The 17,329-nt window shown below is 36.4% G+C and carries 12 protein-coding genes; 2 read left to right on the top strand and 10 right to left on the bottom strand.

The genetic code is table 11. The features are described from left to right. Positions 1-70 precede the first annotated feature (70 nt). From CBF30_RS09170 to CBF30_RS09180, 3 genes are all read right to left on the bottom strand, one after another. Positions 71-889 (bottom strand): alpha/beta fold hydrolase, encoded by an 819-nt coding sequence (locus CBF30_RS09170; protein ID WP_170169000.1) that lies wholly within the window; start codon positions 887-889, stop codon positions 71-73. Positions 890-999: 110 nt separating this feature from the next. Further along, the gene (locus CBF30_RS09175) at positions 1,000-2,190 is read right to left on the bottom strand and encodes an MFS transporter (RefSeq protein WP_126825644.1); all 1,191 of its coding nucleotides are present in this window, start codon (positions 2,188-2,190) and stop codon (positions 1,000-1,002) included. A gap of 290 nt (positions 2,191-2,480) precedes the next feature. After that, positions 2,481-3,362: a LysR family transcriptional regulator gene (locus CBF30_RS09180; RefSeq protein ID WP_126825647.1), complete on the bottom strand. Its 882-nt coding sequence runs from the start codon at positions 3,360-3,362 to the stop codon at positions 2,481-2,483. 119 nt (positions 3,363-3,481) lie between these two features. Between CBF30_RS09180 and CBF30_RS09185 the strand changes: the two genes are divergently transcribed. Together CBF30_RS09185 and CBF30_RS09190 are read left to right on the top strand one after the other, a co-directional pair. Next, positions 3,482-5,116 (top strand): malolactic enzyme, encoded by a 1,635-nt coding sequence (locus tag CBF30_RS09185; RefSeq protein ID WP_126825649.1) that lies wholly within the window; start codon positions 3,482-3,484, stop codon positions 5,114-5,116. A gap of 118 nt (positions 5,117-5,234) precedes the next feature. Next, positions 5,235-6,533, top strand: coding sequence for a 2-hydroxycarboxylate transporter family protein (locus tag CBF30_RS09190; protein ID WP_126825652.1), 1,299 nt, complete (start codon positions 5,235-5,237; stop codon positions 6,531-6,533). 120 nt (positions 6,534-6,653) lie between these two features. Here CBF30_RS09190 and CBF30_RS09195 read toward each other — a convergent pair whose 3' ends face one another. The 7 genes from CBF30_RS09195 to CBF30_RS09225 all read right to left on the bottom strand — a co-directional run bounded on the left by CBF30_RS09195 (position 6,654) and on the right by CBF30_RS09225 (position 17,169). Beyond that, entirely contained in the window at positions 6,654-7,553 is a 900-nt protein-coding gene (locus CBF30_RS09195; protein WP_245975061.1) for an alpha/beta hydrolase, read from the bottom strand. Between the two features lie 745 nt (positions 7,554-8,298). Then, a complete protein-coding gene (locus CBF30_RS09200; RefSeq protein ID WP_126825660.1) occupies positions 8,299-10,041 on the bottom strand; it encodes an ABC transporter ATP-binding protein in 1,743 nt (580 codons plus the stop codon). Next, a complete protein-coding gene (locus CBF30_RS09205) occupies positions 10,038-11,786 on the bottom strand; it encodes an ABC transporter ATP-binding protein (protein ID WP_126825663.1) in 1,749 nt (582 codons plus the stop codon). Before CBF30_RS09205 ends, CBF30_RS09200 begins: the two co-directional genes overlap by 4 nt. A 113-nt stretch (positions 11,787-11,899) precedes the next feature. Further along, positions 11,900-12,544 (bottom strand): TetR/AcrR family transcriptional regulator, encoded by a 645-nt coding sequence (locus CBF30_RS09210; RefSeq protein ID WP_126825666.1) that lies wholly within the window; start codon positions 12,542-12,544, stop codon positions 11,900-11,902. 223 nt (positions 12,545-12,767) lie between these two features. Further along, positions 12,768-15,212 carry a cation-translocating P-type ATPase gene (locus CBF30_RS09215; protein WP_126825669.1) on the bottom strand — a complete coding sequence of 815 codons (2,445 nt, stop codon included), beginning with the start codon at positions 15,210-15,212 and terminating at the stop codon, positions 12,768-12,770. 78 nt (positions 15,213-15,290) lie between these two features. Next, entirely contained in the window at positions 15,291-16,244 is a 954-nt protein-coding gene (locus tag CBF30_RS09220) for a dimethylarginine dimethylaminohydrolase family protein (RefSeq protein WP_126825672.1), read from the bottom strand. Between the two features lie 19 nt (positions 16,245-16,263). Then, complete coding sequence (locus CBF30_RS09225) at positions 16,264-17,169, bottom strand: cation transporter (RefSeq protein ID WP_126825675.1); 906 nt, start codon at positions 17,167-17,169, stop codon at positions 16,264-16,266. Between the last annotated feature and the right edge of the window lie 160 nt (positions 17,170-17,329).

A 17,329-nucleotide genomic window follows, 5' to 3' on the forward strand; every position in this document is an offset into this window, starting at 1 on the left:
CGTCTGGGCAAGTCTAACATTTGCTTCAACTATTGTCAAACTTCAAGTAAAAACGGCTATCTTAAAAGTCTTACTGATGCCATTCAACAATTTTTTCATTCATTCTTCTTAGACTGTCTTGTTGTGCAAAAGCGTTCCCATCAAACGTACCACCCAAACTGTATCCAGGATAAAAGCAGTGTCCTGCCTCTTCATAGATATGTACTTCACATCTCTTTCCGCCTACTTTTTGTAAAAGAAGTTCTGCCATATCCAAACTATGCCAGACTTGATCCATTTTCCCAACAAAAAGGAGCATATCACCCAGATATAACGCAGGGTCGATTTGCGCAACTAAGGCATTCTTGTTGTGTGCTGTTTCTTTGCGAAACTCGTTGGCCCATATAAAAGGTTGCTTTTTGATTCGGCTCACCAACTGATTGAACGTACTCTTTCGTGAGAAACGAATGTAAGGAAGCTCTTTTCCCTGATAGAGCCATGTCCCCTTACCTTGAATTCCCTGAAAAGCATAAGCGGATGGCGAAAATAGTACCAGGTGAGAAACCATTGTAGGATAATAGCTTGCCAGTAATAAAGCAAGCTCTGCCCCTCTTGAAGCTCCTACAATCGTGAGTGGCTGCAGGCTTACTTGAGTATCGCGCAAGTAAGTTACTACTTTTTCGAAAAAGTTCAGCTCTATCTGACTAAGAGTAGCAGGAAGACAGGTTTTCCCAAAGTAATAAAGCGCATATACATGTTGTCCGTTTTCCGCAAGATTTTGGGCAATATCAAACAGACATCCACCTTCTGAGCCACCAAAGGTCAAAATCGTTCCTTTTACGCACTCTTTCCCTGGAAGAAACTCGTATCCTTGCACACAGCCTTCATAAATGCTTTTAATCTCACACACCATTTGGCCCCAACTTTCTTCGTTTTTTAATAGTAAGTATACCCAATTTTTTTGTTTCTATTAAGAAAAAAGAAGCGTCCTTCTAAAAAGACACTCCTTTTTTACTACTTTTATTTTTGGGTTACAAATCGCTTTCTGACTACATAAAGATAGATAAAAGAGCCTACTAAAACAATACTCGAACCGACAAACAACCAATAAACGGCAATAAAATCAGCCAAATATCCGATGATTAACGTTGAACCACCGAAAACTAAAGCCTGAATTGCCACTTTCGCACTGTAAATTTTGGGTAATTGTGCTTTTGCGGTATTTTTTTGTAAATAAGATTCTAATAGGATTTGATTGAGGTTACTAAATACTCCTACCAAACCACTGAATATTAGCGCAAGCCACGGAATCTGATTAAGCCCAAATAAAAAAGTGCTTACAGCCATCATTAAGGAAGAAACAAGCAAAACCATTACAAAATTTTTCTCGATAAACACTGTATTTTTTGTACAAAGCAGACCACCTATAATTAAGCCAGCAAAAAAAAAGGCATTGATATACCCCCACCAACTTTGGGACGTTTGTAAATTGTTTGAGACAAAAAGATACAATATAGCAGAAATCCAAACCACTCCAGCGACAGATTCTAGAATCGACAAAATCTGAATGGAACGAAGGGTAGGATGATGGTAAATCAAACAAAATCCTTCCGTCAGTTCTCCTCGCTTTGAATGAGACTGCTGTTCACTCACTAGCGGTGTATCTTCTAGACAAAACAAAGCAATACTCGCAATTGCATATAAAAAGAAGGTTAGAGCCATTACCAGTTGATTGCCTAATACAGCAACAAAAACTCCACCTAAAGCCCAGCCTCCCAACTGAGAAGACTGATAAATCATTGATAGAATACCGTTTGCTCGTACAACCTGTTGCTTACCGACAAGCCTTGGAACCATTGCGCTAGAGGCTGGTTGCGCAAAACCATCTAAAAAAGTAAGCAAAAAAATAACCAGTAGTATTTCCCATAAAACTACTTTTTGGAGCAGCCCTATGCAAAAGATTCCTAATATTAACGTTTTAAATAGCTGAGAAAAGCTTAAGATTGCTTTTAATTTGTAGCGATTAAACAGAAGTGGTGCAAGGGTACTACTGACAACATAGCCTGCCATATTTAAAACGGGTAACAAAGATACTAGAAAAGGAGAATTCTTTTCTTGATACAAAATTGCAATTAATCCTACTATATAGAGTACATCTCCGAAGTTGGCACACATTTGACTGACCCATAATCGGTGAAATGACTGATTCATTTTAACAACCCTCTCGACATTTTTTGAATTTCTAAAAAATATCAATGGTTTACATCCCGCAAGTTCCTCTCTGTTCACTCAAGTTTTCTGATTAAATCTGTCTTTGGTTCTTTATTAAAAATAGTTATTGCTATATTCGCGCTACATGTTTGCACTCTAATTGAAATACTTGTCGTTTGGGTGTATGTAAAATGTTTCAAGTCATCATTCTGTTTTAGTATACACTAATGGTCTACATTAAAACTAGTGTTCTTTAAAGATCTTTCAAACTATTTTCAGCTAAGTCAACTCTAATAGGAACATGTACTAATAAACTGAATAATTTGTTCACGTAAGATGGATTTCCCCCCATGCTTTCTCGTCACAATCGAGATTAGAAATTTGGGCTGATCTTCGTCTTCAATCGGGATACTAACTAGACTATCACTCGGTTGAATCGCAATCTCTGTTAGAAAGCCAATTCCAACATTTTCTTTGATCATCCCCTTCAAAATATTTAAGTCGCTACTTTTATAAATCACGTTGGGACGAAATCCTGCTTGATTGGCTAGTTCACTTAGTCCAGCTGGATGTACAAAGTGTTCATTGAATAGAACAAATGGTTCATCTTTTAATTCTGAAAAGGCGACACTTTCCCGCTTTGAAAGGGGATGTTCTGGACTTACAACAATTCTAAAATTTTTTTCCACTAACAATTCACTTTCTAATTCTTCATCTCGAATTGACTTTAAAGAACCGAGAATTGCCATCTCGATTGCCCCGATTTTTAATAAACGATACAAATCTTTTGACCCTTCACTTAAGACTTCCATATTCTGCATGAGCCCGTTTTCGAGTAAAGAAATAGACATTTTCGGAAAATAGCAATTGCCTATGATTGGAGGGACACCACACTTGACCTTTTCATCTTTCAATCTTGAAATCTCTATTTTTGCTACTGAAAGCTCTCGGACGATTTTTTTGACATGAAACGAAAGAATTTTTCCTGCCTCCGTAATAATTAACGAATGATGTGCCTGATTGCGGATAATTAATTTTGTTCCAAGTTCTTCTTCCAATCGTTTAATCGCATACGTCACAGTAGGTTGACTCACATGAAAAGCTCTGGCAGCCTCAGTAAAATTTTGGTCTTTCACTACCTGTTCAAAATACTCCAAATCTTTTAAATTCATTTGTCTCTCCTTACCTACTTCCTACTCATATAAATAAAACTTATTATAACGCTTGATTTTGACTATAGCAAATCGCATGTACTATCCTTACATTTGTAAATACAAAGGAGGAATTTTTCATGCAAGGATTTAATATTTTAAACAATCCATTTGTCAACAAAGGGACCGCATTCACTAAAGAAGAAAGAGAAAAATACGGACTAGTAGGAATGCTTCCTACTAATGTTCAAACTTTAGAAGAACAAGCTACCCAAGCTTATGCTCAATTCCAAAGCAAACCATCAGATTTGGAAAAAAGAATTTTTCTAATGAATCTCTTCAATACTAATAGAACGTTATTCTTTAAATTAATGGGTCAACATTTGGTTGAATTTATGCCAATCGTTTATGATCCAGTTGTAGCAGACTCAATTGAACAATACAACGAAATTTTCGTAAAACCACAAGATGCAGCCTTTTTATCCATTGATGATCCTGAACACATCAAAGACAGCCTAAAAAATGCTGCAGCTGGACGTGATATTCGTCTGATTGTGGTAACAGATGCTGAGGGAATCCTAGGAATGGGTGACTGGGGCGTAAATGGTGTTGATATTGCTATTGGGAAACTGATGGTTTATACTGCAGCAGCTGGTATCAACCCTGCTCAAGTCCTACCAGTATCAATTGATGCTGGGACCAATAATCAAACACTTCTTGAAGATCCATTATATCTTGGAAACCGTCATGAACGTGTAAGTGGCGACCGTTATTATGAATTTGTCGACAAGTTTGTCAATGCTGCGGATGAATTATTCCCTGAATTATTACTTCACTGGGAAGACTTTGGTCGTGGAAATGCCGCAACTATTTTAGAAAAATATCAAGATAAAATGACAACTTTCAATGATGACATTCAAGGTACAGGAATCGTTGTTTTAGCTGGAGTTTTTGGCGCATTAAATATCTCAAAAGAAAAATTAACCGATCAAATCGTGCTAACTTTTGGTGCTGGAACCGCTGGAGTAGGGATTGCCAACATCTTGCATGAAGAAATGGTTCGTCAAGGGTTGTCCGAAGAAGAAGCACGCAAACACTTCTACATGGTCGACAAACAAGGCTTGTTATTCGAAGATACAGAAGGCTTGACACCTGGTCAAAAACCTTTTGTTAGAAAACGTAGCGAGTTTAAAGATGCAGCTGCACTGACAACTCTGGAAGCCGTTGTGAAAGAAATCCATCCAACAATTATGATTGGGACTTCAACTCAACCTGGGACCTTTACCGAAGCAATCGTTAAAGAAATGGCCCAACATACAGCACGTCCTGTCATCTTCCCGTTATCTAATCCAACAAAACTTGCAGAAGCAAAAGCAGAAGACTTGATCAAATGGACCGATGGTAAAGCCTTAATTGGTACCGGAATCCCTGCTGCTGACGTTGAATATAAAGGCGTTACCTACAAAATTGGACAAGGAAACAACGCATTGATGTATCCAGGTCTTGGTCTTGGTTTGATTGCTTCAACGGCAACTCGTGTGAATAGTGAAATCTTATCTCAAGCAAGTAAAGCACTTGGTGGCATTGTCGATGTCACAAAACCAGGCGCTTCTGTTTTACCTCCTGTTTCTAGAATTACTGAATTTTCTCAAAAAATTGCTGAGGTTGTCGCACAAAGCGTTGTAGATCAAAAATTAAACCGTGAACCAATCACTGATATCAAAAAAGCTGTAACAGACGCTAAATGGGTACCTGAGTATCAAAATCTTGATTAAAAATAACTTACTATTTTAGTTTAATTCGTTGGTACTGACTCGTTTGATTTTTCATCATTTGAGTCGGTACTCATTTCTGATTTTTACTAAAACAAAATGAAGAAAGGATAATTTTCTAATGGATGCTCAAACAAATACTGAAAAAAAGAGTTTTTGGGATATAAAGATTAGCGGGATTACTCTCCCTTTTTATTGCATCATGATTCTAATTTTAATTGTCACTATTTCTTTAGGAAAATTACCACACAACATGTTAGGTGCAATAGCTGTTTTGGTAATGCTTGGAAACTTGTTTCATTTTCTCGGAACAAAAATTCCAATAGTGAAAACTTACTTAGGTGGAGGTTCTGTTTTTTGTATCTTTGCTTCGGCATTTATCGCAACATTCGGAATACTGCCAAGTAGTGTTGTAGACACTACAAAAGATTTTGTCAACAACATGGGGTTTCTTGATTTTTATATTGCGGCTTTGATTACAGGTAGTATTCTTGGAATGAACCGTAAATTATTGATGAAAGCCTCTATTCGTTTCATTCCAGTAGCGTTTCTTTCAATGGCCTTTTCTTTACTTATGGTAGGTCTTGTTGGCGCTCTTATTGGAAATGGTTTTGGCAATTCGGTCTTATACGTGTCACTACCTGCTATGGCTGGAGGAATTGGTGCAGGTGTTGTTCCATTATCTAGCATCTACTCTCACACTTTAGCCCAACCTGCTGCACACATTATTTCACGTTTGATTCCTGCATCAGCTATGGCAAATGTGTTAGCGATTATTGGAGCTGCCTTAGTTGCAAGAACGGGAGAATCTTTCCCTAAAGCCAATGGACATGGCGTCTTGATGCATGATAAAATTGGAGATATCAAACCTAAAACGGTGAAATTAGACGTTGTACAAATGGGCGTTGGTCTTCTTGTGTCACTTAGCTTCTTCATGTTAGGTTGTGTTGGAAATTACTTTGTTCCAAAAATCCATTCTTATGCATTTATGATTATTATCGTGGTCATCTGTAAAGTCACAAATATCATTCCTGAATATTATGAAGATTGTGCCATTATGTTCAATCAATTAATTGTTAAAAACTTAACAGCAGCTGTTCTAGCTGGTATCGGGATGGCATTGCTCAACTTAAATGTATTAGCACAATCGTTAAACTGGCAATTCGTATTACTTTGCTTAACAAGTATCTTTGCCATTTCAATTGCATCTGGTATCCTCGGAAAACTTTTTGGACTCTATCCAGTGGAATCAATTATTACGGCTGGTTTGTGTAATAATAGTATGGGGGGAACTGGTAACGTTGCCGTACTTTCCGCTGCTGATCGAATGGAATTAATTGCCTTCGCTCAAATGGGCAATCGATTAGGCGGTGCAATTGTTCTAATTATTTCTGGATTCTTAGTCCAACTGTTCCACTAAATTTATCTATCCAAATCAATCAATCAAAAAAACAAAAAAGCGAAGAGTAAGTGAATACTTACTCTTCGCTTTTTTGTGCTTCAATCACTAAAGGCATGTGTCTCTTCTTTATCCATTGCGTTAGTATTGTTTGATAAATGTTTGAATCATTTCCCAGGCATTTTGGCTTTCTTGAAGCTTTGGAGAGGTGATATAAAAGATATGGTACATTCCTGGATATTCAATAAATTTGACAACTCCCCCTACTTTTTGGACTTTTTTTACAACTGTTTGGCTATCACTAAGTAATAATTCATTGGCCCCTGTTTGAATCAGCATTGGTGGAAAATTCGTATATTCACCAAAAACAGGTGAAAGATAAGGATCTTTTAAATCATGGTGCCCTGCATAAGTAATCGGAACTGGATATTTGGGAGCTGTTTGTACCGAATACGAACCAAATAATGGATCGCTTAAAATCTTAGTCTTATAGGACGTTCCTGATGCAGTTAAATCTGCCCAAGGAGAAACGAGAATCAAAGATTTTGGTAACACTATTTGATGATCCCTCAGATAAAGTGTTAGTGCAAGCGTCAGACCTGCCCCTGCTGAATCCCCTGCAATTCTAATGTTTTTTGCCTGATATCCATGTTCAAGCAACCACTGATAACCTTCAAGCGCATCTTCAAGTGCGGCAGGATAAAGCGACTTTGGTGCTGTTCGATAGTCAAGTGAAAATACATCTGAATCTCCACTGCTTTTTGAATAGTTTACAGCCGTTTCATTATACGTATTACTGAATCCTCCAATATATCCTCCTCCATGAATTTGATAAACAACCTTTTGATGCTTACTGCCTAGTTTTGACAATAAATATCCTTTTGCTTGCTTCAGTTCTATTTTCTTATTTTGGTATCCTTTCGGTGCAGACCAAGATCCAAATTGGTAGCTTTCTGTATCTTTTTTCATTTTCGCAACAACAAATGATTCTCCGTGTTTTCTTTCATAGACATGATTGACAGTCTTTATCGTATTATTCATTAGATTCCCATAAAAAGAGACCTCACTGTTTGTTCTAAAGCATACAATAGTTAATAGGGAAAACAAGCCAATCAATAGAAATAAAACAAATTTTTTCCACCCTTTCCTACTCTTATATCTAAGTAGAACAGTCAGACCAGCACCAAAAAAAACCAGTATAAAAAGATAGACAATAAACTGAACTTCTACTAATTTTGCTAATAATAATATTACTATAAATAACAAAACTATTGAGGTATAAACAAAGCTATTCTTAAGATATCCTTTCCACAAATTTTCCATCTCCTTTATTTTCTATTTGTTTACTTTAGCATGAACAGCCCTTTTAAGCAAGTGTTCACTTGCATTTCGTTTTTGGAGTTTTCTCTACTAAAAAAAACCGTGTAAAATAAAGGATTTTCTCCATTTTATTTCACACGACTTTTGCCAAACCAAACCTTCATAAGAACCTGCCGCAAAACAAACAGACGTAAGTTCGTACGCTCTAATCCAAATGCTCACTTGCGCTACTGCTTAAGCACTTCATCATTATTACCCAACGTTTGTCAAAAGCTTGCTGTAACAACGTTCATTTGAGTATATTTTTTTATTAAACTAATCCCTCAAAATAATGATATAAGCGCGTGCTTCCACAGCTCAAACCCATTTTCAAGTACAGAAAATCTGATTTTAAGTTTGATTGCAGTAACTTATTTTTTTTATCTAAATTAACTAAACTAGGTGTACTCATGAGCTTTCACTTCCTTTACATCTGATTATTGCTCAGTGTCCCCATCTCGTACTGATATTGCCGTTTAAACATTCCATCACGTGCCAGTAATTGTTCTTTATTTCCCTGTTCAAGTACTGAACCTGCTCCTAGGACAATGATCTTATCTGCATTTTCAATGGTTTTTAACCGATGGGCAACTACTAATACTGTCTTGCCTTTAACGAGTTTGCTCAGTGCCTGTTGAACTGCATATTCATTTTCTGAGTCGAGTGCTGAACTCGTTTCATCCAAAAATAGTATCGGTGAATCTTTGAGAAATGCTCGAGCAATTGAAATTCGTTGTCGTTCTCCACCTGATAAAAGTGAACCATTTTCTCCGATAATCGAATCATAGCCCTGTTCTAAATGAAGCGCAAATTCATCACACTGTGCTTTTTTTGCTGCTGCCAACACTTCTTGATCTGACGCATCTTTTTTCCCCATACGAATATTTTCCAAAATAGAAGTATTGAATAAAACCACTTCTTGAAACACAACTGAAATGTGCTCAAATAAATAGTCGGTGGCAATATTCTGCAACTCATGGCCCCCAAGTAAAACATTGCCTTTATCATAATCATACAGTCTCGAAAGAATCCTTAACATTGTTGATTTTCCAGATCCAGAAGGTCCCACAAGTGCAGTAATTTCCCCTTCATTAGCGGTAAAATTCACATTTTTTAACACAGGCTGTCCTACTTTGTATTCAAATCCCAAGTTTTTTAATTCAAAGTTATAATTTGAAAATGCTGGTGTCGTATTCCCCACTTGATTTTTTTCATGATATAAGCTTTTTAATCGTTCAATTCGAATTTTCGTATTTCGACTCATGGAGAGTTTTTCATAAATACTAATCATCATATTGTACATTTTATTGGTGGCAATTAGGAAAATTAGCAGTTCAATGAGTGTTAGTTCGTGTTGCGTATACCAATAACTCCCAAAAATAATGACAAGTCCAATTCCTGACTGCAGTACTGCCGCAATCATTCCTTGAGAAATAGCAGTGGGAAGTTCTGTCTTGCGATGCGTTTTTTCTTGTTGCGCTAGTAGTTCAGCCATTTCTTTTTTAGCTTCTTTTTTTCGATTAAGTAAACGTGTTTCTTGCATTTTTTCGATCATTTCTTGGAAATAGTCACTTTGCTTTGTGATTGTTGAAAAGTACTCTTGATGTGCCTTTTTTTCCATATACGAGGAGCCCTGAAAAATAAGCCACGATAAAGGAATGACCACAGCACTCACCAATGTTAATTTCCAGTTTATCGCTAAAAGAGCAATCAGGGTCAAGCCAACAAAAGGAATCAGCCCAGTAATTTTAGGCATACCGTGGCTAAAGAAATTTTCCAAATCTGCAACATCATTTAACATAACACTCGCAATTTCGGAAGGTGCTTTTTTAGAATAAAATGACATCGGTAACTGTTTCATTTTTTCCGCCAAACTTAATCGAATTTGGGCACTTTCTTTATAGGTTCCCACATACAATTCTGTATAGGTAGCATAATTACTAACAAATAAAAGTATCAGAACAACGACTCCCAGTAGCAAATAAAAAAAACCGTTTTTGAGTAGCGTTCCATTTGAAACAGCAGTTGAAATATCATATAAAAGGTAGAGAAAAAGCGCCATTGGTAACATACTCACCAAGTTATTGATAAATTCTAAAATGGAAGAGCGAATAAATGTACGAGCTCCTTGAGTGGACAAGGCATATTTTTCAGCAATTTTATCAATCATTGTGTCACCTCTCCTTTCAATGTCCAACGTTTCGTTGCATGGTACCGTTGCAACATGTTGTAATAAATCCCTTGTTTCTCTTTTAATTGTTGCGGGGTACCTTTTTCAACAAGTTCTCCTGTTTTAAAGACTAAAATTTGGTCTGCTTTTTCAACTAATGAAAGTTTATGCGCAATCATAATCACCGTTTTGTCTCGGCTCAAACTTTCGATTGCACGCATCAGTTTGAACTCATTTTCTGGATCGACTGAAGCGGTTACCTCATCCAAAATAATAATGGGGTTATTCTTTAAAAATGCCTGACACAAAACTAATCGTTGACGCTCTCCTCCTGAAAGATGAACCCCACCTGTACCGATAATTGTTTCAACTCCGTCTGGCAATTTTTGAATCAACTCGCTACATTCCGTTGCAATCAGTGCTTGTTGAATTTCCTCTGTAGTTGCCGTAGGACGTGCCATCTTTAGGTTTTCTAAAATACTTTTATGGAATAGTTGCGCATTTTGACTAACATACGTAATAGTATCCATCAAAGTCTCTTCTGGATAAGCGTTTAAATCGTAGGAGCCGATTTTTATTTCACCCTCGTACTCATGATACATATTGGCAATTAGCTTCGCAATCGTTGACTTGCCACTACCACTTGCACCAATCACCGCAGTTGTACTTTTCTCTGGAATGCTAAAGGTAACATCTTTTAATGCCTGCTTTTCTGGTGTATAAGAGAATGTCACCGCATTACAAGTAATGCTGCACGATGTTATTTTTTGATGTTCCGTTGGTTTATGTTCTAGATACCCATCAAATAAGTTTTCTAATTGATGAATAGACTGAAATGCTAGTGCATAGTTAGTCCCAGTGTTTAGAATTTTGGTTAGCGATAAAAGTAGTTGCGAGCCAAACACCATACAAAACATAATATTTACTAAAAAGAGACTAATTGAAGGGTGCTTGCTCATCACGGGGTACGCTACTGCTATTAAAATAAGAGGGAGAACTTCTAAAACTAGTCGATTTAAAACGTAAGATAGTCGAGCTGAAAACGAATATTTTAATGCCCAATCTGAGTAATCATCAATCGATTTTTTAAAGGTTCGAAAGTTATCTAATGAGGCATTAAAAATTTTCACAATTTGCATTCCTCGAATAAATTCTGTTGCTTCAGAGGTAATGTTATTCAGTGCAATCATATAATATTGTAAGCTTTCGGGATCTCCCATCATCTTTTTGACTAAATAAAGAGAAAGTAAAGCCGTACACAAGCAAATTACTCCTAGCACCCAATTTAGTTTTAGTAAAACACCTACTACAAAAATTGGCACGATACAGGTGCTCACTAAATCAGGTATATTATGAGCAACAAAAGAATGCGTTAAAGCCGCATTGTCGTCAATAATTTTCCTGATTTTACCTGACTCATGTGTATCAAAAAAGGAAAGTGATACTTCCAACAGCTGATTTCCACCAAATAAACGCATGTTTCGTTCTACTCGAAATCCCACCATGTGGCTAAACCAAAGCGATAAAAAGTAACAAAGAACCCCTACCAAAACACCAACTATTGCAATCCAACCATAATATTTTGATTGAAAATTACTACCTGATGAGATGGATAAAAACAAATGATACATACTATAGTAGGGAGTAAGTAACAGGATTGAACTCGTCGCCGATAACACTAATGACAAGTAAAAATAGCCTTTATAATTCCCAATATAGCGAAACAAAGATTTTAAATTTTTCATTTTACTCCTCCATTCATTTTAATTCTCTTATATAAGATAACAACGTTATCTTATGGGTAAAAAATAATGAGAATCATTCTCATTATAAATTATACTGGAACTCTAGCTATATTTCAATAAATTTTTTCATTCATTTCTAAAATAGCCATCCAACCCGGCATCACAAATTGATATAATTTTTTCGCTAAACGCTTCGTTTCTTCTTGAGGATAGCGGTGTTTTAAAATATCAATGACTGTTGCGTAATAAGAATACATCAAAAAATGTAATTCTTTGTCCGGTAATTGAATTTCGTTTGAAACAAATTGCTTTGATTGAAGATATTCAATCCATTGTCTAACATTGACTGCCGAAAAATTTGTCACCATCTCGGTAAAATCTTCAAAATGGCTTCCTTGACTTTTAAAAAAAACTAATTGAAACGTCTGCTCATTCTTATAAATAAAATCAATCATGTCGTCCAATTCGTCATCACTCGTAATCCATAGCTGTGTCAGCTCTTGCTCTTTAACATCTTGAAAAAAATCTGTTCTTTTCTTTAGATAAATTGCTTTTAGTTCTTCAATTGATGGTTTAACTAGTTCATCAAAAAGAGCTTGTTTATCAGAAAAATGCTTGTAAAAAGCACCAGTTGTGACCGCTGCATCGCGACAAATCTTACGTAGTTTTGTTTGTTCATACCCGTATTCCAAAAAATTTTCTCGACCAACTCGTAGCAAATCAGCATGCGTTTTTTGATAATCCCTAATCTCACCCATTTTTTAGTACCCCACTTCTACTTTTTAAACGCTTTTCGTTTTCTTTATTCTAACACAATACTTTCTTTGATAAAAATAGCACAGATAAAGTAACATCACGATTAGTAACATCAAAAAAAGGTTGTGCCAAAAGAAATGCTTACTTTTGTGTCACAACCTAAATTGATTTAAAGAGAACGGTTACTTGTCATTTTTGAAAAAAGCCGTTTATTTCTTGATCATCCTAAGAAAAAAACTTTAGCATTGATTTTAAAAAGGAATTTGTCGGTTCCTTTTCAGCTATTTGATCCCCCAATTTTTCAACAATTTGACACATATATCTGAATATCGACTCTGCAGCAAAAAACAAAATTCCTAGTAAAAGTAAAGCCGTTGCAGAGATTGCGGATAGAGAAAATAATTGGCTAAACAATACAATCGAAACCAAGATCCCCATAATACTGATTCCCATTATTTTTTTTCTAAATGAATTCATCGGTGCGCAGATACGATATAAAATCATAAAACCAACGACAATCAATAGCATCGTTGCCGCAGTGGAAATATCTGACTTATGCAGATTTAATATTCCCCCACAAATAATCAATGCTCCCACGACAAGCATATCCGTAATCCCACCTGGAATAGATTTTTCCATCACATTTAACATAAAATTGCCTTCAATTCTTTTCTTATTATCCTCAAGTGCTAGTAGGAATGAAGGCAGCCCAATCGTAAACAAGCTAATGAGCGTAATTTGAGACGGCTCTAACGGGTAGGTTAAAGAGAAAATGACCGCAAATAGGGAAAGTAAGAAAGAAAAGATATTCTTGGCTAAAAATAAGCTGGCAGAGCGCTCGATATTGTTGACCACTCTCCGCCCTTCTAAAACAACTGAGGGCATCTTCGAAAAGTCGGACTCTAATAAAACGACTTGTGCTGCTTGAATGGTCGCATCATTGCCTGAAGCCATGGCGATACTACAGTCCGCTTCCTTCATCGCTAAAATATCATTAATCCCATCCCCCGTCATCGCAACCGTATGACGTTGTGCTTTTAAAATCGTCACAAATTTTTTCTTTTGCTCAGGCGTTACTCGGCCAAAAACCGTTTTTTCTTGCAGAGCTTGTGCATAGTCTTCTTCTGACAATGAAGAAGCATCTACATAGTTTTGAGCATTTTCAACACCAGCTTTTAGCGCAACATTCGAAACAGTGACCGGATTATCACCAGAAATCACTTTGATTGCTACATTTTGTTCCTTAAAATATTCAAAGGTAGCTCTTGCTTCCTTACGAATCGGATTGGATAACAAAATATAGCCCAATGGTTGAACATTTTCCACCTTTTCCCCTTGATATCCTCCAAAAACAAGAACCCGGTATCCCTCTTTTGCATAAATCAAAAACTCACTTGAATACATTGGATAGTTTTCTTTTAACACCATCTCTGGCGCACCCAAAATATAATGACGCTCTCCAAAACTAACAGTACTATACTTACTCACCGAAGAAAATGGCGTCGCAGCAGTAGCAACCGCATTAGTCGATTGTTTAAAATACTTTTTTAGTGCTAGCATTGTGGCATTATCATCAGACATACTTTTACAAAAATCCCCAATCATTTCTTCTAAAGAAGCAGATGGGCCTTTTCGCTTTGGAAATACGGAAGAGGCAATAAAGGATTCTACAGCCATTTCATTTTCAGTAATCGTTCCAGTTTTATCTACACAAAGAACATCCACACGCGCAAGGGTTTCAATACTTTTCATATTATGCAACAATACCTGACGCTTAGCCAACCTTGTGGCACTGAGCGCTAGCGCAATTGTTGTCAGCAAATACAGCCCTTCAGGAATCATCCCAATGAGCGCTGCCTCCATCGAAATGATGCTCTCTTTAAAGCTATTTCCACTCATAAAATAACTTTGATAAAAAAGAACCAATCCAAACGGAATGATAATGATTCCAATCCACTTGATTAAACGATTTAAAGAAAGCATCATCTCTGATTGTTCGCTACTTTTCATCGATTTTGCTTCCATCGTCAGCTTAGAAATATAAGAATCTTCCCCAACTTTGTCTAATCTACCGTAACATTTGCCTGAGACAATAAAACTACCTGACATCAAAGAATCGCCAACTTTTTTGGTGATTTCGTCCGATTCACCTGTAAGCAAAGACTCATTCACCTGTAGTTCCCCTTCAAGCACAACGGCATCTGCTACAATTTGATCGCCTGTTTTAAATACAACCACATCATCTAAAACCAAATCTTCAATCTTAACCTCTACCTGTTTCCCGTTCCGTATCGCAACTGTTTTCGTTGTATTGAGCACTTTTAAATGATCCAACACTTTTTTAGAGCGAATTTCTTGAACGATTGCAATCACTGTATTCACTACAACTACGGGTAAAAAGGTCAAATTTTTATACGACTCGACAATACATAGCAAAACGCCAAATACAATAAACAATAAGTTGAAGTAGGTAAATACATTTTCAACAATAATTTGCCGATTTGATTTAAAAGAAGTATCCACCGTCACATTCGTCTCACCTGAGTCATATCTTGCTTTTAGTTGGGCTTTCGTCAAACCAAATGAGAAATCTGGTTCATAACGTGTCGTAGCCTCCCGGTACTCTGGTTGTGCTTCTTTACGGAAAAAGTGTCGCAACTTTTCAAACATTTTATCCCTCTTATCTTTCAAATTTATTCCGCTCAACAATAGATTGTTTTTTCGACAATCGCCTGCTACTTTTTACTCCTACTTTTCTCTTACTAAAGGACAAGATGCACAGCGCAAAGCTCCATCTAAAAGAGCATGCCACGTAAAGCCGATTGAAATGACTGTATAACCATTTTCCTCTAAGGCTTGTTGCAGCGCTGTATGTCTCTTTTGCACGATAACTTTTTTAGGTCCAATTACAAGTACATTGCCTCCCATTTCATGTCTTGTCTTTGCATCTATTTCAATGAAATGATAATCAGCCATTTCTTCCGGGAGCTCCTTTAAAACCGGCTTATGAATCAGCGCTGTTTTTGGTCCAATGATTGTCATACAGCAATCTAAATGAAGAATCGCATCATCCTTTAAATAAATTGGAATAACTTTCCAAGGCTTTTCTACTACGTGTTTTTCTGTATCTTCATCCAGTACTTGTTGCAGCCACCTAGCGCCAGCTTCGTTACTAGCGTATTTACCAATTCCAACAAATACATAGGGATAATTGACGATAACATCCCCACCTTCTAGGTAAATCTCTTCTTTTTGATCTAGAGTATGTACTTGATTGTTTTCAGCTATCTTTTTGATTATCGTTTGATAACCACGGCGTTCTATCTTTCTCATTTCAATTTGAACATTTCCTTCAATTAGATGTTCCCCGACACACATCGTACTATCTCGGGCATACATTTGTCCCATACCATATGGATCATTAAATGTGGGTGTTACAGAGTCAACTGTATAGACTTGGACACCATTCGCCTCTAAAATACGCTTAAATTCCGCTAACTCTCTTTGAAATTTTTTTGTTAAGAAATGGGGTACTTTTTTTCCTCTTAACAAAGTATAAATATGTTTGGTTAAAAATTGTTTCCATTTTGCGGTATGATCTTCTTGTTCAATCTCATGAGTATCTGGAAAATAAAGCTTTTCTGCATTTCCAATTATAACGGCTTTTAGTGGATCATATTCATTATAGACATTAATTTTCATTGTAAAATTCCGCTCCTTTTTAAGCATAGATAAAGTTCAAGTGAACAAACTCATAATACTGATTTAGTTCGGTAAGAATTTGTTGTTTCTTTTCTTTTAGTTGGGTAACGTTAATGACTTCTTCTGCCCCACTTATTTCAATATCTAGTCTAAAAGACATGCCCGTTTTGTAAATTTTGCAGTCATCAAGCTGATACTTGTGCCCCAAATGATTACATACGCATGTTTCAAATTCCTTTTGAATTTCTTCATTGACTAAACGCCCCCCGCAAATTTCTATAAACGCATTTTTTAAAACTTTAAAGGGCGTTGCAATTGAAAATAACACCAATAAAATGGTGACAAAAAAATCGCCTGTATACAGTAAAAAACTTAGACTAGAATTTTCTTTTATTAGTAAGACGAAAAAAGCAGCAAACCCGATTCCACCACACATGATTGCATCTATTTTGGTGCTTTTGGACTCCGCTAGAAGCATGGTACTGGCGCCACCTATTCGCTTATTTTGACGACTATAAAATAAAGAGATGGATAAACACAAGACTACCATTGCCATTTCATAGGGAATAATCGGTGCAAGATTTAAAACTTCTCCTTTTTGATAAGCAAAATATTGATAGGCTTTCTGACTGACTTGAATTGCAGATAGCGTCAAGAGAAAAAGGGTCGTACAAGATTTTATAGCAGCATACAGCGGCTCTAACATAAAATAACCTTTAGGAAAACGTTCACTCGTCTTGGCACTCCATTTAGAAATAATAATCGCTGAAATACCTGAAACGAGTGTAATAATCGTAAAATAGGCATCAACGAACAAAGCTTGTATTTGCGTGATATGGTAGACAAAAAGCCCCAAACTACCCATCAATAAATTCATAGCTATTCCAATAACAAAGCCTCGTTGTTCAATTTTCTTTTGTGTCATAGTGCATCCTCACTTATATTTTTAATTTTGTTAGTGAATTTTAGGATTGTTCCTTTACAACATTTCGCAAAGTTTCCATAAAAACAGGTCAATTAAAAAATAAATGACTATTCCAGACAGAAAAATGGGTAATTTTGCTTGTGGCTATTGTTTCTAAACT

It is taken from the genome of Vagococcus entomophilus, from assembly GCF_003987595.1.
Classification (GTDB): domain Bacteria; phylum Bacillota; class Bacilli; order Lactobacillales; family Vagococcaceae; genus Vagococcus_E; species Vagococcus_E entomophilus.